Source organism: Telluria beijingensis, from assembly GCF_030770395.1.
GTDB classification, from domain to species: Bacteria; Pseudomonadota; Gammaproteobacteria; order Burkholderiales; family Burkholderiaceae_D; genus Telluria; species Telluria beijingensis.
The window spans coordinates 2891757-2914726 of the sequence record NZ_CP132480.1 but is presented as its reverse complement, the minus strand read 5'-3'; the positions used below and the strand labels follow the sequence as shown (position 1 = coordinate 2914726).

At 68.1% G+C, this 22970-nt stretch carries 14 protein-coding genes; 1 reads left to right on the top strand and 13 read right to left on the bottom strand.

What is annotated here, in order from left to right:
• The 5 genes from Q9246_RS12905 to Q9246_RS12885 form a co-directional block, all read right to left on the bottom strand.
• Positions 1 to 681: a response regulator transcription factor gene (locus Q9246_RS12905; protein WP_306397945.1), complete on the bottom strand. Its 681-nt coding sequence runs from the start codon at positions 679 to 681 to the stop codon at positions 1 to 3.
• Positions 682 to 688: 7 nt separating this feature from the next.
• Positions 689 to 3832, bottom strand: coding sequence for an efflux RND transporter permease subunit (locus Q9246_RS12900; RefSeq protein WP_306397944.1), 3144 nt, complete (start codon positions 3830 to 3832; stop codon positions 689 to 691).
• 6 nt (positions 3833 to 3838) lie between these two features.
• Positions 3839 to 5026, bottom strand: coding sequence for an efflux RND transporter periplasmic adaptor subunit (locus tag Q9246_RS12895; protein ID WP_306397943.1), 1188 nt, complete (start codon positions 5024 to 5026; stop codon positions 3839 to 3841).
• A gap of 314 nt (positions 5027 to 5340) precedes the next feature.
• Positions 5341 to 7605: a TonB-dependent receptor domain-containing protein gene (locus tag Q9246_RS12890; protein WP_306397942.1), complete on the bottom strand. Its 2265-nt coding sequence runs from the start codon at positions 7603 to 7605 to the stop codon at positions 5341 to 5343.
• Positions 7606 to 7885: 280 nt separating this feature from the next.
• On the bottom strand, positions 7886 to 8206 hold the full coding sequence (locus tag Q9246_RS12885) for a hypothetical protein (protein WP_306397941.1): 321 nt from the start codon (positions 8204 to 8206) through the stop codon (positions 7886 to 7888).
• Positions 8207 to 8528: 322 nt separating this feature from the next.
• Between Q9246_RS12885 and Q9246_RS12880 the strand changes: the two genes are divergently transcribed.
• On the top strand, positions 8529 to 10781 hold the full coding sequence (locus tag Q9246_RS12880) for a sensor histidine kinase (RefSeq protein ID WP_306397940.1): 2253 nt from the start codon (positions 8529 to 8531) through the stop codon (positions 10779 to 10781).
• 6 nt (positions 10782 to 10787) lie between these two features.
• On the opposite strand, the gene Q9246_RS12875 is transcribed toward Q9246_RS12880, so the two are convergent.
• From Q9246_RS12875 to Q9246_RS12840, 8 genes are all read right to left on the bottom strand, one after another.
• Entirely contained in the window at positions 10788 to 11150 is a 363-nt protein-coding gene (locus Q9246_RS12875) for a VOC family protein (protein ID WP_306397939.1), read from the bottom strand.
• 49 nt (positions 11151 to 11199) lie between these two features.
• Positions 11200 to 11568 carry a response regulator transcription factor gene (locus Q9246_RS12870; protein WP_306397938.1) on the bottom strand — a complete coding sequence of 123 codons (369 nt, stop codon included), beginning with the start codon at positions 11566 to 11568 and terminating at the stop codon, positions 11200 to 11202.
• A complete protein-coding gene (locus Q9246_RS12865) occupies positions 11565 to 13139 on the bottom strand; it encodes a sensor histidine kinase (RefSeq protein WP_306397937.1) in 1575 nt (524 codons plus the stop codon). Before Q9246_RS12865 ends, Q9246_RS12870 begins: the two co-directional genes overlap by 4 nt.
• A 39-nt stretch (positions 13140 to 13178) precedes the next feature.
• Positions 13179 to 13850 carry a response regulator gene (locus Q9246_RS12860; RefSeq protein ID WP_306397936.1) on the bottom strand — a complete coding sequence of 224 codons (672 nt, stop codon included), beginning with the start codon at positions 13848 to 13850 and terminating at the stop codon, positions 13179 to 13181.
• 139 nt (positions 13851 to 13989) lie between these two features.
• Positions 13990 to 15582 (bottom strand): sensor histidine kinase, encoded by a 1593-nt coding sequence (locus Q9246_RS12855; RefSeq protein WP_306397935.1) that lies wholly within the window; start codon positions 15580 to 15582, stop codon positions 13990 to 13992.
• Between the two features lie 13 nt (positions 15583 to 15595).
• Positions 15596 to 16258: a response regulator gene (locus Q9246_RS12850; protein ID WP_306397934.1), complete on the bottom strand. Its 663-nt coding sequence runs from the start codon at positions 16256 to 16258 to the stop codon at positions 15596 to 15598.
• A 149-nt stretch (positions 16259 to 16407) separates the two neighbouring features.
• Positions 16408 to 18093, bottom strand: a complete 1686-nt coding sequence (locus Q9246_RS12845) for a hypothetical protein (RefSeq protein ID WP_306397933.1) — start codon at positions 18091 to 18093, stop codon at positions 16408 to 16410.
• A gap of 16 nt (positions 18094 to 18109) precedes the next feature.
• Entirely contained in the window at positions 18110 to 22942 is a 4833-nt protein-coding gene (locus Q9246_RS12840; RefSeq protein ID WP_306397932.1) for an SdrD B-like domain-containing protein, read from the bottom strand.
• Positions 22943 to 22970: the final 28 nt, after the last annotated feature.

The window sequence follows — 22970 nt, the reverse complement described above, 5'->3', positions numbered from 1 at the left end:
TCATGGCTGGTCGGTCAGCATGTAGCCGGCATTGCGCACCGTGCGCAGCAGCGGCGTGGCGAAGCCGGCGTCGATCTTCTGGCGCAGCTTGCTGATGTGGACGTCGATGACGTTGGTCTGCGGGTCGAAGTGGTAGTCCCACACGCTCTCGAGCAGCATGGTGCGCGTCACCACCTGGTTGGCATGGCGCAGCAGATAGGTGAGCAGCTTGAATTCGCGCGGCTGCAGCGCCACCGGCTTGCCGGCGCGCGTGACGCGGTGCGACAGCATGTCGACCGAGAGGTCGCCCAGCGTCATCACGGTCTCCACAGCCTGGCTCTGCGAGCGGCGCAGCAGGGCGTCGAGCCGCGCCAGCAACTCGCCGAAGGCGAACGGCTTGGTCAGATAGTCGTCGCCGCCGGCGCGCAGGCCGCGAATGCGGTCGTCCACGCCGTCCAGCGCCGAGAGGATCAGGATCGGCACCCGGTTGCCCTGCTGGCGCAGGGCTTCGACGATGCCCAAGCCGTCGATCCCGCCCGGCAGCATGCGGTCCATGACGATCGCATCATAGGGCTCGCTGACGGCATGGTACATGCCGTCGCGGCCATTGTCGGCGTGGTCGACCGTATGGCCGGCCTCGGTCAGCCCCTTCCTGACGAAGCGGGCCACGCGTTCATTGTCTTCGACGAGTAGCAGTTTCACGGCGGTCTCAGTGGGAAGCCGGCATTGTATCCGCTTGCGCCCGGTCCGCCACCGGCGCCTTGGCGCGGCCGGCGACGATCACGTAGAACAGCGGGATCATGAAGGTCGCCAGGAAGGTCGCCGTCAGCATCCCGCCGATGACGCCGATGCCCAGCGCGTTCTGGCTGCCCGAACCGGCCCCGCTGGAAATCGCCAGCGGCAGCACGCCCAGGATGAAGGCCATCGAGGTCATGATGATCGGCCGCAGTCGCACCTTGGACGCTTCCATCACCGCCTCGACCAGCCCCAGGCCCTGCATCTGCAGCTCGCGCGCGAACTCGGCGATCAGGATCGCGTTCTTGGCCGACAGGCCGATGGTGGTCAACAGGCCGACCTGGAAGAACACGTCGTTTTCCATGCCGAAGGCGGTGGCCGCGCCCAGCGCGCCCAGCACCCCGATCGGCACCACCATGATCACCGAGATCGGGATCGCCCAGCTTTCGTACAGCGCGGCCAGGCACAGGAACACGACCAGGATCGACAGCGCATACAGCAGCGGCGCCTGGGCTCCGGCCTGCGATTCCTGCAGCGAGATGCCGCTCCATTCGAAGCCGATCCCCTGCGGCAGCTGGGCCGCCAGCCGGGTCATGATGGCCATCGCCTCGCCGGTGCTGTGGCCGGGGCTCGGCTGGCCCACGATCTCGGCCGAGGTGATGCCGTTATAGCGCTGCATCGACGGCGATCCCCACGACCAGCGCGCGCTGGCGAAGCTCGAGAACGGCACCATGTCGCCCTGCGCATTGCGCACGTGGAGCAGCTTGATGTCGTCCGGATTCATCCTGAACTGGGCGTCGGCCTGGATATACACGCGCTTGATGCGGTTGTCCATGTCGAGGAAGTTGTTGATGTAGCGCGAGCCCCAGGCGCTCGAGAAGGTCTGGTCGACCAGGGTCAGGTCGACCCCCAGCGCGGCCGCCTTCTCGCGGTCGATGTCGATCTTGTAGGTCGGATTGTCGGACTGGCCCGTGAAGCGCACCCGGGTCAGCGCCGGTTCTTTCGCCGCCAGCGCCAGGAGCTGCTCGCGCGCTTCGGCCAGCGCCTCGCGTCCCAGGCCGCCGCGGTCCTGCAGCTGCATCGTGAAACCGGTGGCCGAGCCCAGGCCGCGGATCGACGGCGGCTCGATCGGCACCACCGTGGCGTTCTGCAGGTCCTTGTAGCGCGCGGCGATGCGGTTGCTCAGCGCCGACACGTGCAGCGCGTCGTCCTTGCGCTCGTCCCAGTTGCGCAAGCGCACGAACATGCGGCCCACGTTCTGGCCGCGCTGGCCCTGGGCCGCGCCGTTGATGATCATGGTCGCCTCGACCATCGCCTTCTCGTCGTTCAGCAGGTAGTTGCTGATCTCGTCGAGCACATGGCCGGTGACTTCCTGGGTGGTGCCGGCCGAGGTCTGGACCTGCACGATCATGTAGCCCTGGTCTTCCTTGGGCAGGAAGCCGCCAGGCAGGCGCAGGAACAGGGCCGCGACAATGCCGATCATGGCCAGGTAGACCACCATCCACAGCGTGCGCCGGCCCAGGATGCGGGTCACGCCGCCCAGGTAGCGGTCGCGGTTCTTCTCGAAACCGCGGTTGAACCAGCCGAAGAAGCCCTTCTTTTCATGGTGGCCGGGGTCGACCGGCTTGAGCATGGTGGCGCACAGCGCCGGCGTCAGGGTCAGCGCGATGAAGGCCGACAGCAGCATCGAGGCCACCACCGTGAGCGAGAATTCGCGGTAGATCGCGCCCACCGTGCCGCTCGAGAAGGCCACCGGGACGAACACCGCCGACAGCACCAGCGCCACGCCGATCAGGGCGCTGGTGATCTGGCCCATGGCCTTGACGGTCGCTTCCTTCGGCTCCAGGCCGTCTTCGTGCATCACGCGCTCGACGTTCTCGACCACCACGATGGCATCGTCCACCAGCAGGCCGATCGACAGCACCAGGCCGAACATCGACAGCGTATTGACGGTGAAGCCGAGCGCCGACATGATGCCGAAGGTCCCCAGCAGCACCACCGGCACCGTGATCGACGGGATCAGGGTGGCGCGGAAGTTCTGCAGGAACAGGTACATGACCAGGAACACCAGCACGATGCCCTCGATCAGGGTGTGCACCACACCGCTGATCGATTGCTCGATGAAGGGCGTGACGTCGTTCGGGTACACGGTGCGCAGGCCCGGCGGGAAGAATTCGCCCAGCTCGGTCAGGCGGGCGCGCACCGCGACGGCGGTGTCGAGCGCGTTGGCGCCCGGCGCCAGCTGGATGCCCAGGCCAGACGCCGGCTTGCCGTTGTAGCGCACGTCGACGTGGTAGTTCTCCGATCCCAGGGCGACCCGCGCCACGTCGCCCACGCGCACGCTCGAACCGTCCGGCTGGACCTTGACCAGGATGCGCTGGAATTCCTCGGGCGTGCGCAGCAGCGTGGCCTGGGTGATGGTGGCGTTGACCGACTGGCCCTGCACCGCGGGTGTGCCGCCCAGTTGGCCGCCCGAGACCTGCACGTTCTGGGCCCGGATCGCATTGCTGACGTCGAGCGGCGTCAGCGCATAGGCGGTCAGCTTGATCGGGTCGAGCCAGATCCGCATTGCGTACTGGGTGCCGAACACGTTCATGCTGCCCACGCCCGAGATGCGGCTGAGCGGATCCTGGATGTTCGACGACACGTAGTTGGCGATGTCGAACTTGGTCATGCTGTCGTCGTCCGACACGAAGGCGGCCACCATCAGGAAGTCGCTGGTCGACTTGGTCACCCGCAGGCCGGTCTGTTGCACCTCGGCGGGCAGGCGCGGCACCGCCGCCTGCAGCTGGTTCTGCACCTGCACCTGGGCGATGTCGGGATCGGTGCCGGCGGCGAAGGTCAGGGTGGTGGTCGAGCGGCCCGAATCGTCGCTCGAGGAATCCATGTACAGCAGGTTGTCGATTGCCGTCAGCTGCTGCTCGATCACCTGGATCACGGTGTTCTGCATGGTCTCGGCCGAGGCGCCGGGGAAGTCGGCCTGGATCTGCACCGACGGCGGCGACACCGGCGGATACTGCTCGACCGGCATGTTATACAGGGCGATGCCGCCCGCCAGCATGATGAGCAGCGAGATGACGATCGCGAAGATCGGGCGCTGGATGAAGAACTTTGGCATCGTCGTCTATCCCTGGCGCGCCGGCGTCGCGGGAGCCTGGCTGGCCGGCGCCGACGGCGCGCCGATCCTGACCACGGTGCCGGGCCGCAGCTTCTGGGTGCCGCTCACAACCACCCGCTCGCCTTCCTTCAGGCCCTCGTCGATCAACCAGTAGCCGTCGACCAGGGCGCCGGTGCGCACCGTGCGCACCTGGGCCTTGTTCTCGCGGTCGACCACCATCACGGTGGCCGTGCCCTGCGGCGTGCGCGAGACGGCCGGCGCCGGCACCCGCATCACGGCCTGGCGCACGCCCTGGCTCACGCTGGCGCGCACGAACATGCCGGGCAACAGCAGCCTGTCGGGATTCGGGAAGCGCGCGCGCAGGGTGACCGCGCCGGTGGCCTGGTCGACCGTCACGCCGGAGAACTCGAGCGTGCCCTGGCGCGAATAGGTGCTGCCGTCTTCCAGCGTCAGGCTCACTTTGGCGGCATGCGCGCCATCCATGCGCACCCGGCCGGCGGCGAGTTCGCGCCGCAGGGCCAAGCCGTCGACGCTCGACTGCTGCAGGTCGACGTACATCGGGTCGATCTGCTGGATGGTGGTCATCAGGGTGGCGGCGCTGCCCTGGACGTAGGCGCCTTGCGTCACGGCCGAGACGCTGCTGCGGCCGGTGATCGGCGCAGTCACGCTGGTATAGCCGAGGTTGATGCGGGCGGTCTCGACGGCGGCCCGGGCGGCGGCGACGTCGGCCGCGGCTTCCAGCTGCGCCGCTTCGGCGTTCTCGAATTCCTGCTTGCTGACCGCATTTTCCTTGACCAGCACCTGGTTGCGCTTGAGCAGGGAGGCATTGCTGGCCAGCGTGGCCTGGGCCCGCTGCAGCTCGGCCTCGGCGCTGGCCAGTGCGGCGCGGTAGGGCGCCGGATCGATCAGGTACAGCGGCTCGCCCTGTTTCACGTCCGCCCCTTCCCTGAACCGGCGCTCCTGCACGATGCCGTCGACGCGCGCCCGCACCTCGGCCAGCAGGAAGGGCGCGGTGCGTCCCGGCAGGGCGATGTTCAGCGCGACATTGGACGTGCTCATCGTTAATACGGCCACCTCCGGAACGGTGGGCGCGGCGGGCTTCGGGTCTTTGGCGCAGGCGGACAGCAGCAGCGCGGCCAGCAGGGCAGCGCCAACGGCCGGCTGGCGCTGGCGCAAGGGGATGTTCGAGGGCATGGTGGCGGATCCGGGTGACAAGGTTGAGAGCGTATTTTTCCCTACCTTCGATGATGCCCGTCGCCGGCTTAAACGGGGGTGTGCGAATTATTAATTTTAGTTAATATCATCAAGCGCGATAAGGATGAGCGATAGTCGATCAAGCGATTCCCCACAACGGATGAGCGATAGGTTTCTCCTTCGCAGTGGGCTACGGATGAGCAATAGCATTCACCTTTGCACAGGATGGCCCAGGGGAGTATTGCCGTCCCCTGGTCCGGGAGGGGGGAGTATCTCCCCTCAAGATCCCATGGCTTCGCCGCGCGCGAAGGCCGTCAGAACTGATGACGCAGTCCGAACACGATATTGCGTCCGCGCAGCGGCGACCGGGCTTTCACGAAGGACGCATGGCTATACGCCAGCTCGTCCGTCAGATTGGTGCCGCTGAGGTAGACCTCGGTCCAGCGCGCGGCGCCGTGGGGAAAGCGATAGGCCAGGGTCGCGTTGAGCATGGTGTAGCCATCGGTGCGGGTCTCGAGCGGCGCCAACCGGTCCTGCGTGAACTGGCGGTAGAGCTCGAACCCCGCCGACAGCGGCCCCCAGTCGCCCTGGTAGCGGGCGCCGAGGCGCGCCGGCGGGATGCGCGGCAGATAGCCTTTCTCGTCGGCGAGTTCGGCGTGTACATAGTCGCCGAACACAGTCACCGTCGAGGCCGGCGTCAGGCGGTAGCTGGCCTGGCCGTCGATGCCGTTGAAGCGCGCCTTTCCCGCGGTGTAGAGCAGGAAATGATGGGCCACGCCATTGCGGGTCTCGGTTTCCAGCGCATGCGTGTACACATAGTCGTCGACATCCTGGTGGAATATGCCGACCTCGAATTCGAACGGGCCGCCGGCCTTGCGGAAAGTCAGGTTCACCGCGTTCGATTTCTCGAGGACATCCCCGCGGATGATGCCAGCCGCCTCGACGATGGGATCGATGAAACTCCAGTCGGCCAGCAGCCCCATTTCATAGCTGTTGGTGGCGAGGTTGTTGCCGTATGCGAACAGCTCGCGCATATTCGGCGCCCGCTCGGTACGCGCCAGGGACAGGGCGGCCGAATAGCCGCTGCCGAGGTTCCAGGTGGCGCCGACCGATGTGGAAAGGGGACGATGCTTGCGGTCGGGATTGCGCTCGAGGTGCCCCTGGCGCGACCCATCCTCGATCTCTTGCCGCCAGTTGGGGCCGTAAGACTGTTCATAGGAGGGAATGTATTCGTCCGGCACCCGGATGAAGAACTGCCCCGGAATCGGTACGCTGACCGTGCGCCAGTCCTTGCGCACGGCGAGCTCGACGTCAACGGCGCCGAAGGCACGCCGCTCGCTGAGGAACAGCCCGGTGTTTTCTGTCACGTAATGCGTATGCCCGTCGAACCCATAAAAATTGGTTGACGGCACGTGCAGGTCGATCAGGTTCAGGCCGCCGAAGGTGCCGTCGGTGTATTGCAGCCCCACGGTGCCGGTAAACCCGAACAAGGGCTTGTGGGTCAGCTCGAGCCGGCCATCCTTGACTTTGTTGGTGTATCGGCTGTACAGGATGGGGCCGTCGATCTCGTCGTGCTGGTAGTCCGTGTGGGAAGCACGGAACTTGACGCTGGAAAAGCCGGGCAGGGGATCGGCATGGTCCGCGCGAACGTCCACGCGGTCGCTGCGCAGGTTGATCCAGGCGGTGTCCGAGTCGGGATTGTCGAGGGGATTCTGGTAATTGCCATGGCCCACGCAATGCAGGTCGACCCGCACCGGATTGAAATAGCCGTGCAAGTGGCAGACGCCATTCGCATGGCTGTGTCCGGGAAGGCCGTATTCGTTGCGCACCCGCGTATAGGCTGCTCCGATATATCCCTTCTTCGTGATCCACGAACCGCCCACGCTATAGCTCTCGCTGTCGGCGAAGGAGTCGCGCAGCCGGTCAGTGCCGAAGGCGGACGGCACGTCGTATTCGCCGGCATTGCGCCTGGCGCCTTCCGCATGCAGGGCGAAGTTGCCGCTGCCTGCGGTAACGCGGCCGACGACCGTCTTCTCCCGATCGCCGCTGCCGTAGCGCACTTCGGTGGCGCCGGTGACCCCACGTTCCGGCACCAGTTTCGGCACCTTGCTGTCGATCAAATTGATCGCGCCGCCCGTCGCGTTGCCGCCGAAGCGCACGGCGGCCGGCCCGCGCACGACTTCGATCGCGTCGAGCAGCAGCGGATCGGTGGCGATGCCATGGTCGGGCGACACCGACGACACGTCGAACAGTGTCGCGCCATCGCTCAGCACCTCGATGCGCGGCAGGGTCTGGCCGCGGATCACCGGCCGGGCGGCGCCGGCGCCGAAATTGTCGAGGTGGACGCCCGGCAGGCCGGCCAGGGTCTCGCCCAGCGTGCCCATGCGGCGCCGGACGAGTTCCTGGCCCCCCAGCGTCTGGACCGGGGTGGCCGCCAGCGGGGCGGCCTCGTCGCGGCGGGCCGTGACGACGACGGTGCTGTCGGGCTCGGGGCTGGGCGCGGGCCCGGCGGCCAGCGACAGGGCGGGCATGAGGCCGAGGCAGACGCCCAGCAGGGATGTGCGTTGAGACTTCTTCATGGTGACTTCCTTAAGGCATGCGGCGGCCCCGTCCACCCGTCAGGGGGACGTGAATCACGCCGCGGGTTAGGCAACGGCGTTGCGAATCAGATGGGCGCGCGCAGGCCCGCACGGCCGCTTGCGGCGTGCGGACGGATGCAGCTCGTCATAATGTGAATATCCGGTGCATGGCCGGCATTGCACGGCAGGCGCAGCTGCGCCGGCAGCACGTCAGGCCGGAGTGAAAGGACGCGCCGGCGTGTCGTTGCGACGCCAGGCGGACTTCAGGTGCAGCGACGGATCAGGCGCGTGGGGGAGCGCGCGAGTGGAAGGCGAGCGCGGGCGCCGCCTGGAAGGTGTGCGTGGCGCCAAGGGCCGGAACGCTTGCAGGAGCGGTGGCCGGCGCCAGGCCGTGGACCGATGCCGGCAGGGCTGCCGCGAACTGGGCCGCCGCGACGCACAGCTCGCAGTCGTGATCCGCGAACTCGGTGTCGCCGCCGCTTGCCTCTTGCGCCGCAGCGGCGATCGCCGCCGGCGCCAGGTGGCCGACCGCGTGCGACAGCGTCGCCTGCTGCGTGAGCAGCAGGAACAGCATCAGCAGCAGGGACAAGGGGCGGCGCACGGTTCGGATCAGTCTGAAGGTAAGTGGTCGGGCAAGGGGTAAAAAACGGTCGCCAGCGGATAGCGACGAAAAGCGGTTGCAGTATAAACCAGAGTCGCTTGCGCGCCTTGTATTTATTTGCTAGCCAGAATGAAAACCGGGGGGCGCCAGTGTGGCCGACAGGCCACGATAGTTATTGAACAGTAGTATTTTCGCGTTCTCGTAGGGCAACTATTCACGTAAAATCGGACAGTTACAGATTCCATACAAATTGCTGTCGAACCGCATGCCAACTGTTCGGAATATTCCCCGCATCCTGCTTCCCCGAGGCCTGGCCGGTTACATGGCGCTCGCCACCTCGATCCTGTGCGGCGTCCTCACGATCATCCTGGTCGCCCTGGTGCAGAACCAGGCGCGCGACCACGTGCGCGAAAGCATCGGCTTCGGCCTGGGCGAACTGGCCCAGCAGGCCGCCGACAAGCTCGACCGCGGCATGTACGAGCGCTACCGCGAGATCAACCTGCTGGCGCGCCGCATCGCCGATCTGGGGCCGCACTCGACGCTCGAATCGCAGCGCCGCATGCTCGACGACGCCCATCGCAGCTACGGCTACTACAGCTGGCTGGGCATCGCCACCGTGGATGGCAAGGTGCGGGTGGCGGCGCGCGGCCTGCTCGAAGGCGCCAACGTCGGCGCGCGGCCGTGGTTCAGGAACGCCCTGGCCGGCACCCATATCGGCGACGTGCACGAGGCGCTGCTGCTGGCCAAGCTGCTGCCGCGGGTGGATGGCGAACCGCAGCGCTTCGTCGACGTCGCCTTCCCGATCGGGGCGCCGGACGGGCGTCCGCGCGCGGTGCTGGGCGCCCACCTGTCGTGGCAGTGGGCGCAGGACGTCGAGCGCTCGGTGATCGAGCCGATCCAGGAAGGGCGCCGGGTGGACGCCCTGATCGTCGATACCCAGGGCCTGGTGCTGCTCGGGCCGCCCGAACTGCAGGGCACCACCATCGATACCGCCAGCCTGCGCGCGGCGCACGGCAAGCGCGGGGTCGGCTATGTGCTGGAGCGCTGGGCCGATGGCCGCGACTACCTGGTGGGCTATAGCCAGACCCGCGGCCACGCCGACTATCCCGGCCTGGGCTGGACCGTGCTGCTGCGCCAGGAAGCGGGCAATGCCTATGCGCCGGTGCAGCGGCTGGGCCAGTACGCGCTATGGACCGGCGTCGGCCTGGCGGTGCTGTTCTCGATCGCCGGCGCACTGGTGGCCAACTGGATCACCCATCCGATCAAGAGCCTGCAGGCCCACGCCGACCGCATCCGGCACGGTGCGGCCGCGCCGCTGGTGCCGGACGAGCGGTCATACGACGAGGTGCGCAGCCTGTCCAGCGCCCTCAACACCCTGCTGGCCGACCTGGTGCGGCGCCGGCGCGAGCTGGAAGAACTGAACCGCACGCTGGAACAGCGGGTGGCGGACCGCACCCAGGAACTGGCCAGCGCACTGGCCATCGTCCAGCAGAACGCCCAGCACATCAACACCATCATCGAGACCGCCCACGACGCCTTCATCGGCATGGACCTGGACGGCATGGTCACCGACTGGAACACCCAGGCCGAGCGCATGTTCGGCTGGCGCCGCCACGAGGCGATCGGGCGGCCGCTGGCCGACCTGGTGCTGCCGCAGCGCTACCACGACTCGCTGCGGCGCGCGGTCGTCGAGTTCCGCACCACCGGCCATACCAATGCCCTGAACCGGCGCGTGGAACGCATCGTGCGCACGCGCCAGGGAGAGGAGTTCGCGATCGAGATGACGGCCGGGATCGCGGGCATCGGCGAGCGCAGCTTCTTCAGCATCTTCCTGCACGATATCTCGCTGAGAAAGCGCGTGGACCAGATGAAGAACGAGCTGGTGGCCACCGTTTCGCATGAACTGCGCACTCCGCTGACCTCGATGCGCGCGTCGCTGTCGCTGCTCAAGAGCGGCGCGGCCGGGCCGATCGATGGCGAGGTGGAGGAACTGGTCGAGATCGCGCACCGCCACTGCGAACGCCTGGTGCGCCTGGTAAGCGATATGCTGGACGTGGAAAAGATCGAATCGGGACGCCTGACCGCCCATCCCAAGCCCCAGCCCCTGGCGCCGATCGTGGACGACGCGCTGGGCGCGATGCGGGTCCAGGCCCACGATGCCCGCGTCGACTTGTGTAGCGACTGCGTCGCGGGGGCGGCCGCGGCACGGGCCGAGGTCGACCGCGACCGCATCACCCAGGTCCTGCTGAACCTGCTGTCGAACGCCCTCAAGTTCGCGCCGCCGGAGAGCGCGATCGACGTGACCCTGGCGCAGGCGGGACGCGGCCTGCGGATCACGGTCGCCGACCGCGGCCCGGGGATTCCGGCCGCCTTCCGCGCCCGCATCTTCCAGCGCTTCGCCCAGGCGAATTCCGGCGCGGACCGCAAGACCAGCTCGGGACTGGGCCTGGCGATCAGCCGCCAGATCCTGGTCGAGCACGGCGGGGAACTGTGGTTCGAAGACCGCGCGGGGGGCGGCACCTGCTTCCATGTCGATCTGCCGCTGGCCGGAAGCGGCCGCGTGGCGGCGGCCTGACGCCGTTCAAGCGTCGGTAACGGCCGTCCACACCGCCAGCTCGTAGCCGTCGGGATCGATGAAATGGAAGCGGCGCCCGCCCGGGAATTCGAAGGTGTCCTTGCTGATGACGGCGCCGGCGGCGGTCACCTTGCCCAGGGTCGCTTCGAGGTCGCTTGAGTACAGGATCACCAGCGGGCCGCCGGCGCGCACCGGGCCGTCGGTGGTGAAGCCGCCGGCGAGCCGACCGTCGCGGAATTCGGTGTAGCCGGGGCCGTAGTCGACGAAGGTCCAGCCGAACACCTGGCCATAGAAGGCCTTGCTGCGCGCGATGTCGGCGACATTGAATTCGATATTGTCGATCTGATGGTGGTTGCCTTGCGTGCCCATGGGTCGTCTCCGTGACAGGTGGAGCGACGATCATACCGCAAGGCCGGGCTCAGCTCTCCAGCAGGCCAGCCGCGGCCTCCATCAAGGCCTCCGGGCTGAACGGCTTGACCATGTAGTGGTCGGCCCCGGCCGCCAGGCCGGTGGCGATGTCGCTCTGCTGGCCGCAGGCCGACAGCAGCATGATCTTCATCCCGGCCATGGCCGGATCGTCCTTCAGCTTGCGGCAAAGTTCCAGCCCGCTGATGCCTTCACCCAGCCACACGTCCAGGATCAGCAGGTCGGGCTTGCCAGTGGCCAGCTGCGCCAGCGCGGCCTCGGCGCTGGCGGCCTGCGCCACCTCGCCCAGCGCGCGCAGGGTGAGCCGGATCAGCAGGCGCAGGTCGGGCTGGTCGTCGACCACCAGGATATGGCGCGTCACCGGCACTCCTCGGCGGCTGCCGGGCTGTCTTGCGGCAGCCACAGCGTCACCTGGGTGCCATCTCCCGGCTGCGAGACGATCTCGATCTCGCCGCAATGGACCGCCACGATCTCGCGCACGATGGTCATGCCCAGGCCGTTGCCCGGCACGTCGGGCAGGGCGCCGGCGCGCCAGAACGCGTCGTACACCTGGCGCCGCTGTTCCGGGGTCATGCCAACCCCGCGGTCGCCGACCGTCACGGCGGCGCCTGGCCGGCCGCCGCGTTCGGCGGCCGCGATGTCGAGCGTGACCGGGCTGCCGGGGGCGGAATAGGCCAGCGCATTGGCCACGATATTGGCCAGCGCCTGTTGCGCGCGCAGCGGATCGGCCAGCACCGGGGCAGGGCCGACGGCCGGCTTCAGCACGATGCGGCCGGCCTGGGCCGGGTCGTCGATTGCGTCCCTGACCCTGGCCGCCAGCTCGGCCAGGTCGAGCGGCGCCGGGTGCATCTGGGCCGAGCCGCCGGAGTCGATGCGCGCCAGGTCGAGCATCTGGTTGACCAGCCCGATCAGGCGCGTGGCCTGGCGATGAATGATATCGATCAGCTCGCGCCCGGTGGCGGCGTCGAATTCGCGCTTGAGCAGCAGTTCCGAAAAGCCCAGGATGCTGGCCATCGGCGTGCGCAGCTCATGGCTGGCTGTGCGGAAGTAATCGTGGCGGCGCTGGTTGGCGGCGCGCACCCGTTCCTGCTCGACGCGATGCCAGGCGACGTCGCGCACCGTGGCCACCAGCTGGACCTGGCCGTCGAGCGTCATCTCGGCGATCGAGACCTCGGCCGCGAAGCTGCCGCCATCGGCGCGCCGCGCATTGCCTTCGTGGCGCGTCACCGGCGCCGGCCGCATGCCGAGCAGGGCTTCCGCCGGCCGGCCGGCCAGCGCCTGGCAGGGCGCGCCGAACATGCGCTCGGCGGCCGGGTTGCAGGAAGCGACCTTGCCGTCGTGGTCGAACAGCAGCACGCCGTCCGGCAGGTGTTCAAGCAGGGCCTTGAGCGCCTGCGCGGCGCGCCGTTCGCGCTCGGCCGCCGCCTTCAGTTCGAGGGCCGCGACTTCGTTGGCGACGATGCCTGCCAGGTCGCGCAGCAGGGTGCGCTCATCGGCGCCGAATTCGCGCGGCACCTTGTCGATGATGCACAGGGTGCCGATGCGCTGGCCGTCGCCGGCCTCGATCGGCGAGCCGGCGTAGAAGCGGATGCCGTCCGAGCCCTGGACCAGCGGGCTGTGCGCGAAGCGCGGGTCCTGACAGGCGTCGGCCACCACCATCACGTCGTCCTGCAGGATGGCGTGGGCGCAGAACGAAGCCGAGCGCGGAGTCTGGTCCAGCGCCATGCCGACGCGCGATTTGAACCACTGACGGTCGGCGTCGACCAGGCTGACCAGCGCGGTCGGCACGTCGAACAGGCGCGCGGCCAGCCGCGTGATGCGGTCGAAGCGCTCGTCGGGCGGGGAGTCCAGCAGGTCCAGGTCGATCAGCACCTGCAGGCGGCGCGCCTCGTTGGCGGGCAGGGGGGCGGGGGCGTGGAGCGTCTCGGTCATGATCATCGGGTCGGTGGAGAAGTCGGATCGGGTGTCGGATCAGGAGGCGGCCGCCAGGCGCGCGGTAACCGCGGCGCGCAGGGCGGCAAGCGGCGCCGGCTTGGTCAGCAGCGGGACATCCTCGGGCAGGCCGAGCGCCAGCACGGTCGGCTTGTCCATGCCGCTCACCACCACCAGCGGCAGGCTGGCGGTGGCCGGGTTGCCGCGCAGCGTACGGATCATGCCGAAGCCGTCCAGGCCCGGCATGTGCAGGTCGCTCACCAGGATGTCGGGCCGCGCTTCGCCGATGCGCAGCAGCGCCTCGATGCCGTTGCCGGCCTTGCGCACCGCCAGGTCCAGGCCCCAGCTCGCAATCTCCAGTTCGTACAGGCGCAGCAGGGAGGGATCGTCGTCGACGATCAGGACGCTGCGCGCGCAAGCCGACGGGGGCACGGACGGCGCCGCGGCGGGAACGATCGGGCGCGCCGTCCGTGGCGCGGCGGGCGTACCCGCCAGTGCCGTGCGGCGTCCGTCGAGCAGGCGCTCGACCGATTCGACGGCGATGCGGCGGTGCCCGCCAGCCGTCTTCCAGGCCTGCAGGCTGCCGTTCTCGACCCACATCTGCACCGTGCGGTGCGATACCCCGATCCGATCGGCGGCCTCGCGGGTGGTGCAGAAGGCGGAGCGGTCCGCGCGGCGGGCCTCGGCAGGGGAGCGATCGACGGTTTTCATATTTACCGATTTTACTGTTTCACATTTTGCTGTCAAGGCCAATCAATTGAGCAATGAAATTACCGCTGAGCAAGGATAGAATCGGAGAGAATTTGTGGTGCGCGCGGTACAAACACTCAGTAGTGAGCAAATTTACGGCTCAGGCCGGGCCGTCGTCGGGGACCGCGGGCGGCAGGTAAAGTGTGACTTCGGTGCCGGCGCCGAGGGCCGAATCGATGGCGATCCGGCCACCGTGCAGGTCGACGATCTCTTTCAGGATGGTCATGCCCAGGCCGCTGCCCGGCACGGTCGACGCCCGGTCGACGCGGTAGAAGGCATCGAACACCTGGGCCTGCTGCTGGGGCGTCATGCCGATGCCCTGGTCGCGCACCCGGATCGCAGTCATGGGCCGTCCCTCGAACTGCGACATCCAGGCCTCGATCACGATCGGGGTGTCGGGGGCCGAATACTTGATGCTGTTGCTGACGATATTGGTCAGGGCCTGCTGGATCTTCTGGCGGTCGGCCGCCAGCGGCGGCAGGTCGGCGGCGAGCTCGGTGCGCACCCGGTGCGACTGGCCCAGTCCCTCCAGCCCGGCCAGGGTGTGCGCCACCAGGTCGGGCAGTGCCACCGCTGCGAGCTTGAGGTCGGCGGCGCCGCCGGCCTCGATGCGCGACAGGTCGAGCAACTGGTTGACCAGGTCGACCAGGCGAGCCGACTCGCGGTGGATGATTTCAAGCAGTTCGCGCTGCGTGGCGGGATCGAAGTCGCGCTTGAGCAGCAATTCGGAAAAGCCCAGCACGCTCGACATCGGGGTGCGCAATTCATGGGTGGCGGTGGCGAAGTGATGGCGCCGGCGCGCGTCGGTGGCGCGCGCCCGTTCTTCCTGGTCGCGGCGCTGGGTAATGTCGCGCATGGTGACGGCGAACTTGGGGCGGGCGGCCCAGGCCATGCGGCAGTACGAGAACTCGACCGGGAAGTGCGAGCCGTCGAGGCGCCGCGCCATCGCCTGGTAGGTGCGGCCCTCGAGCGCGGCGCCGGCGCGGCGCCGCATCAGGACGTCCTCGCCGAGCAGCTCGCTCATCGGCCGGCCGGCCAGCATGGCGCCGCTGGCGCCGAAGATCCGTTCGGCCGCAGGATTGGCGGCGACGATCTCGCCATGGACGTTGAGCATCAGGATGCCGTCGGGCAGGTGGGCCACCAGCGCCTTTTCCCAGCCTTCGGGGGCGGGCCGGCCGGCCGGACGCGCGCGCAGCTCGTCGCCGGCGATCGCGGCCAGGTCTTGCAGGGTCGCCATCTGGTCGGCGTCGAAATGGCGCACTTCGCGGTCGATCACGCACAGGGCGCCGACCCGGCTGCCGTCGGGGGCGGCCAGCGGGATGCCGGCATAGAAGCGCACCCGCGGTTCGCCCAGCACGAAGGGATTGGCGGCGAAGCGCGGATCGCGCCGCACATCCTCGATCACCAGGCCGCCCGGATGCTCGATGGTGTGGGTGCAGAACGAGGTGGCGCGCGCCGTTTCGCGCAGCTCGATGCCGACCCGCGACTTGAACCACTGGCGGTCGGTGTCGACCAGGGCGAGCAGCGAGATCGGCACGCCGAGCAGGCGGCATGCCAGGCGGGTAATGCGGTCGAAGCGTTCTTCTGGAGGGGTGTCGAGCAGTTGCAGCTCGTGCAGGGCCCGCACGCGCGCGGCGTCGGGCTGGGGGGAGTGCAAGGCGGTACGGCCGATGGTGTCCGGCTCGGTGCGCATAGTGTTCTTCCTGTTAGCTCTCCATCGCCTGCTCGCCGGCGCCGAGGAGCTGCTCGACCTTGACGCGCAGTTCGGGGAAACGGACCGGCTTGGAGAATACCGGGATGTCGTCCGGCAGTCCCATCGAGCCGATCGTGGCCCGGTCCAGGCCACTGATCACGATAATCGCCATCTTGCCATAACGCGGGTCGGCGCGCAGCGTTCGTACCATGCGGAAACCATCCATGCCCGGCATGTTCAAGTCGCTGATCAACAGATCGGGCCTGGCCTCGCCGATCCGGATCAGGGCATCGAACCCGTCGCGCGCTTTGATCAGTTCGGCATCCAGGCCCCAGCCCGAGATTTCCAGCTCGTACAGCCGCAGCAGCGTGGCGTCGTCGTCGGCCATCACGATGCGGCGCCCGGTCGCGGGCGCCGGCTGCTCGGCGGCGGCCGTGGCCGCGCCGTGGCCGCCAGCCACCGCCTGGTTGCGCTGCGCCACCAGCCGGTGCACCGAGGTGAGCAGGATGCGGCGGTGGCCGCCGGCGGTTTTCCATGCCTGCAGCACGCCGCCCTCGACCCACAGTTGCACCGTGCGGTGCGAGACGCCGAGCAGGCTGGCGGCTTCCTTGGTCGAGCAAACTTCGGAGGACGCGGGGTCTGGCTGCGCCGGCGGTGGACTGCTGTGCGATTTCATGGATATCTGGTGTGCATGTGGTTAAGAGCCAGCATACGCAACAAATACGCATGGGCAAGTCAGCAATCTATCAAATTCTCACAATTTGCGATAGTGAAACTCGATAATACGTTTCTATATTGTAACTTGCGGTGTGTGACCATGCTGCACTATTGAACCTTGACCGAGACGGTGACGCTGCCAGTCGCGCCCGGCGCCAGCGTCCCGGTCACGCCCCATTCGACCTTGCCGCTGGAACCGACCGCAGGTTTGCTCGACACCGTACAGGCCAGGCCGGCGGGCATCGGGCCGCAGTTACTGTCCACGTAGGTAGTATAGGCGGGGGTCGGGTCGCTGACCTTCAGGTTGTTGAGCGTCGTGGTGCCGCTGTTCTGGAACGTGATCGTATACACGATGGTGCTGCCGGGCAGGGCGGCGGCGCGGTCGGCCGCCTTGGTCAGCTTGAAATCGTCGCAGGCCTGGCAGATGCCTTCGACGGTAACCACCATCTCGCCCAGGCCGATGCCCAGCAGCTTGAGCAGCGGGTCGGCCACGCCGGAGAGTATTGGCGCCAGCAGCGGACTGACGACCTGGGTCACCAGGGTCACGACGAGCGGTTGCACCACGCCCTGCAGCAGGCCCAGGCCCGGCATGTCGCGGAACTTGAGGTTGGTGACCAGGCTATTGGCGGCATTGGTCACGAACAGGGTGCTGCTGCTGACGGTGCGGGTCTGGGGGAAGTTGCCGCTCATCGTCACGCTGGTGGAGAACGGCGCCTGGGCGCGCACGATGCTCTTGACTTCCAGCGGGATGTTCACCGAAGCCAGGCCCAGCGCCAGGGTGGCCTGCAGGGCGCCGATGGTGCCGAAGTCGACGTCTGCATCCTGGATGGTCCTGCTGCGGTTGAAGAACACATTGTCCGCGATCTTGCCGATATACAGGTCGGCCACGCCCGGCGCCACCTGCAGGGTGACGGCCTTGGTGGCGGCATTCACCGCCGCCAGGCTGCCCTGGCCGCGCGCCACGTCGGCATACACATCGAGCTGGCCGATGCCGAGCGAGGCCGCCTGCAGCAGGCCGCTGCCGACCAGGGTCTTGGTGACCGGGGCCAGGCTGACCAGGTCGAGCTTGAGCTTGATGCGCACTGCCGCCGAATAGAAGCTCGAGCCCGTCGGGCCGCACACATACGTGGGCGGTTCGATCACCTGGGCGTACAGCTGCAGGCTGTTGACCACGCCGAGGGCGCCCAGCAGGCCGCCCGAGATGCCGACCGGCACCGGCGTTTGCAGCACATTGCGCCGGTTGTACAGCTGGACCAGGCCGGTGAACATGTCGAGCGCATTCACGGTGGTCGTGCCGAGGTTGCCGGTATCGACGTTCAGCTTGAGCAGGTCGCCGAGGCGCACCGTGAGGCCGGCGTTGTTCAGCTGCGAGGCGAGGCCCGAGAGCGCGGCCGCCAGCTGCGGCTTGGCTTCGGCCTGGGCCTGGACCGACAGCGCGGTGGCAATCTGGGCCAGGGTGAGGTTGGCGTTCAGCACCTGGGTCGGATTGGACAGGCTCAGCTGGGTCTGCAGGACCTTCAGGAAGTTCAGGAGGTTCAGGTCGCCGCCGGCCAGCGCGTTCCAGTCGAGCACATTGAGCGACACGCCGGTGCCCAGCAGGCCACCGAGCAGGGGGCCGAGCAGGGCGCTCTTGCCGGTATCGACGCTGGCCAGGCGCGGGCCGGCCGTGATGCAGGCGCCGGTAGCGGTGCATTCGGCGCGCACCGGCAGGGCGCACAGCAGGCACAGGGCCATCAGGATGGTGCGCAGCCAGCCGGCGTTCATCGTTCCAAAGCTCATCAATCGCGAATTCATGGTCATATCCTCGTTCTTATTTGAGCAGATCGCCGTTCAGCAGGCCCTGCAGGGTGTTTTCGTCGAACTTCATGCGCATACGGAAATACACACCCTTGGCGGTCGCGTCGGCGCCTGCCAGGTCGCGCTCGGTGAAGCCCTTGAAGTTGTAGCCGGCCGAGACCCACATATTGCGCTGCAGCTGGTAGCCCGCTTCCACGCCTGCCGCGTACTGGCGGCCGCGGGTGTCGCGGTCGAGCAGCACCTGGCCGGTGGCGCCGACGTCCCAGTCTTCGTTGATCTCGTGGGTCACGCGGCCGGCCACCAGGTGGCTCACGGTGCGGCTCGACAGGCCGCTCGAGCGGTCCAGCGCAACCTTGGCCGCATAGCGACCGCTGACCACGGTGTCGCGGCGCAGCTGCCAGTTGGCGTTCATCGACACCGCGTGCACGGCGCGTTTCAGGTTGGCCGGGCCGTCGTCGCGTTCCAGCTTGTACTCGTACTTGGCCAGGCCGGTCACGCCGATCGATTCCAGTGCGCGGTAGGCGACGCCGCTTTGCAGCAGCTCGGTCAGGCGGATGGTGCCGGCAGCGTTCGACTTGGTGGCGGCCAGGGTGTTCTTGCCCAGGAAGCTCAGGCTGTCGTTGATCTTATAGGCCAGGCCGAGGGTGCTCAGCACGCCGTCGCTGTCTTCGCCATGGCGCAGTTCGAGGCGCGCATTGCCGGTCCAGGTCGGGTGGCGGCTCACTTCGATGGCGCCGGTCAGGGCGATCGCTTCATTGTCCTTCGCGCCCGAGATCACTTTCACGCGCTCGACGCTGGTGTTGGCGCGCACGCCTTCGCCCAGGGTCCACAGGTTGCGCAGGCCCAGGGCCGCTTCGGCCTGGCGCTCGCCCAGCAGGGTACCAGCGGGGGAAGTGCCACCTGCGCGGTATTCGGTGAACACGCGGCCGTCCTGCATGTAGTCGCTGTCGACGCCGAACACGGTGGCGCTGCGCTGCTGGCCCTGGTTCAGCGCATAGGTCGACCCCAGGCTGCTGATCAGTTCATGGCGGCCGTACACGCGGCTGCCGCCGGCGAAGCGGTAGTCGCCGCCCACGGCGACCATGCGGCGGCCGTTGTCGTGGATGTCCTGCTCGCCCTCCAGGAACACGCCGGCCTGCGGCAGGCCCGGGATCTGGGTGGCGACCTTGGCGCGCACGCTGGTGAGATCCGGCTGGGCCAGCACCACGCTGTCGCCGGCCGACTCGATCGAGCGGCGCACGCCCAGCTCGACCTGCACGCCGTTTTCAAAGGTGTAGCCGCCGAACAGCTGCACGCCGTTGCGCTCGGCATCGGTCGCGATGTCGGCCGTGTGCAGGGCTTCCAGGCCCAGGGTGGCGCGATCGGTGACGCGGTAGCGCACGGTGGCGCCGCCTTCGGTACGGCCTTTCGGCAGCGACGACGAAGGATTGTCGAAGTTGGCGTCGGCGCGGCCGGCGAACACGCGGCTTTCCAGCGCGCCGTCGGTGCGGGTGGCGTCGATGCGGGCGGCGCGGCCCTTGGCCTCGAACTTCTCCATCTGCGCCGCTTCCACGGTGACGACGGTCTTGTCGTCCGGGGTCACGCTGGCGTTGACGCTCACCAGGCGCGTCGGGGCGGCCGGGTTGCGGTCTTCGACGGCGCTGCCGCCCACTTCGACGATCTCGCCGATCTTGTACTGGGCGGCGATGCCGCCGACCCAGAAGCGCGGGTGGCCCTGGTCGACTTCGTAGCTGATGCGCAGGCTGATCGGGTTCAGGTCCTGGTCCAGGCTGGCCACCGGGGCGCGCAGCAGGATGCGACCGGTGAGCGGGTCGATGTCGTAGTCGGCGTAGCGCGCCAGCAGGCGGCGCGACAGCATCAGGCCGGTCTGGTTACGGTCGCGCACCACGATCTCGACGCGCTCGCTGTTGATGACCATCAGGCCGCCGCCGGTGAGGAACGGGCCCGAGGTGCCGTTGGCGGCGATTTCTTCGATCATCTGGCGCGTGCTGTCGTAGCTGGCGAAGGATTCGAAGGTCAGGCCGCCCACTTCGGCGTGGGTGCGCAGGCCCGTCAGGTTGCGGTTGTAGGCGCCCAGGTTGCGCTGCGGGGTCACGCCAGGTGGCACGAAGTCGCCGTACATCACGTAGGAGCGGTCGCGTTCGGCGCGCAGGTAGAGGCGGCTGGTCGACTGCGCCTCGAAGCCGCGGCGCGCATTGTCGCCATAGGTCGGGTAATAAGCCAGCGGGTCGATGTCCCGGAACATCTTGGGTTCGGTGTCCTTGTCCGAATCGTAGGCCATGGTGACCAGGGTGTTCTCGCCCACCTGGCCCTTGGCGAACATGGCGGCGCGGGCGCCACCGGCCAGGCCGTCGTCCTTGCCCACCAGGTGGCGCAGCTTGTCTTCGAAGCCGTCGAAGTCGCGCAGCGGGTTGGCGGTATTGCCGCGCACCCGGTTCAGGCTCGTGCTGCCCTCGACCACGCCGGCCGCTACCAGCGGACGCAGGTCGGGCACGAAGCGCAGCGCGCCCTTGGCCTGCAGCAGGCTGCTGGCGGCCAGCAGGCGGGCTTCGCCGGCCTCTTTCGGTGCGCGCAGCGAAAAGTCCGCATTGCCGCCTTCGACGAATACCTGGTGGCCTGGCTCGCGTGGATCGAGGTCCGGGAAGTCCCATTCGCCGCTGGAAGCGTCCAGGGTGACCGGGGTGCGTTCCACCACCGGCACGCCGTCGGCGTCTTCCAGGGCGACGTTGACCATGACCAGGCGCTTCCCATCGGCCGGTGCGCTCTCGGTCTGCGGCTTGATGCGCAGGCGCGCCAGCTTGCCCGGCACCACGACCGTGATGCGCTGGCTGCCGCGGGCATTGCCGAAGGCGTCTTTTTGCAGCACGTCGAGTTCGTTGCGGCCCGGGCGCAGGGCCACGCCCACGTATTCGTAGACGTCGAGCTGACGGTCGGCGACCGTGCTCTGCTGGCCGACGTGGCTGTCGTCGATCAGGGCGCCATTGACGGTGAAGGTGAACTGGCTGCCGGCGCTGCCCTTGATGCGCACCGTTGCCTGGCCGTGCGGCAGGACGGCGCCATCTTCCAGGCCGATGAAGGCCAGTTGGTTGTCCAGCTTGGACAGGTCGAGTTCTTCGTCGTGTGCGACCACCACGGAATTGGCGGGGGCGGTGATGACGGCGGCGGCCTGCAGCTCGGCGCGCAGGCGCTCGGCGCGGGTGGCGATGGCGGCGCGCAGGTCGTCACCGCAGGCATCCAGCGCGAAATCGGCGCGCGCCAGTTCGCCGTCCTTGAGGTCGACGAAGCGGCTGCCGGCGTCGCCCGCATTGCGGTTCGACAGGATGGCCAGGCTGGTGCCGGCCGGCAGGGTGGTGGCGTCGACCTTGGCCACGTGGGTGACCGGGGTGACGCCAGCAAAGCTGTAGCGGCCTTCGGCATCGGTCTGGGCGAAATTGCCGTCTTCGAGCCAGATGCGCACGTCGGGCACGCCCGGTTCGTCGGCGTCGCGCAGCCCGTTGGCGTTGCAGTCGGCGAACACGGTGCCCAGGATATGGCCTTTGCTGCTGAAGATGCCGGCTTCCACCTTGACCTTGGCCGCGGCCACGGTGCTGGTCAAGACAGGGAGGACGCTGGTGGCCTGGGCGCGGTTGATGCCATCGCCCTGCAGGGCGCCGGCACCGATGCGCACGCGATAGCGCAGCACGCGGTTCGAGCGCGCCGCCAGGTCGCCGATGGCGATGTCCAGTCGCGGGCCGCGGTTGGCGAAACGGTCGTCGTACGGCGCGTCATCCAGGCGCATCGAGCCCGGCACGTAGCTGAAGCCGGCCGGCAGGGTATCTGTCACGACGACGCCGGTCATGGTGTCGTCGGCGGCGTTGAACACGCGGATGGTGTAGTCCAGCACTTCGCCGACTTCGACCACGGCGCGCGAGGCGTTCTTTTGCAGGTACAGGGTGCCCTGGATCGGGTCGAGCGGGACGTCGATGGTGACCACGCCCAGGGCGGCGCTGACGGTGAATTCGCCGCCGTAGGAGCCGTACAGGTTGGTCTCGCGGCCGGCCGGCAGCTTGCCTGGCTCGGTCTTCGACGGGAAGCCGTAGTTGCTGGGCGGGATGACTTTCAGGCGGTACAGGCTCGGGGCGACCAGCGGGAAGTGGTACATGCCCAATTCATCGGTGACCACGGTGCTCGGTACGCGGGTTTCGCCGTCGACGTCGAACACGATCGCCGGGCCGCCCGGATTGCCGCCGTTGCCGGCGCCGGTGACGTCGATCAGGGTCACGGTCGCGCCGGCGATCGGCTCGTTGCTGACGCTGTCGTACACGACGCCGATCGGATCGACCAGGATGTCGGTGGAGATTTCGCCGCTGCCGCAGCCGGCGATGCTGGCGGTGAGGGTGTCGTCGGGCATGACTTCGATCATGCCGTCGCCCATGTCGTTCTCGTGGCCGTCTTCGTCGCTGGCGCGGTCCATGGCCATCGGGGTGATGCGGTAGGTGCCGGTATCGGGGCCGGTCTCGGTGGCCATGTAGGCCTGGCGGTCGCCGGTCTTCTTCGAGGCGATGGTGACGCTGATTTCTTCGGCGCGGCTGGGGTCGAGGTTGCAGTCGGCGGCCGAGATCTGGACGAACAGCTGGCCATTGGCGCGGGTGGCGCGCGCCACGGTGGTGAAGGCGGCCGAGGTGAAATAGGTGATGCTGTCGGTCTGCTGCGCGCGCACGGTGTTCGACACGACGGTGCCGGTGCCGCCGGCTGGCAGTGCGAAGCTGGCGCTGGCCTTGTTGACGACGGCGGCTCCCGCGTGGCTGCACAGCAGCAGGGTGGCGATCAGGCAGGTGAAGACGAAGAGTCGGAGCTGGGTGATCATGGCGCGCGGGAGTCGGAAGGGTGTTCGG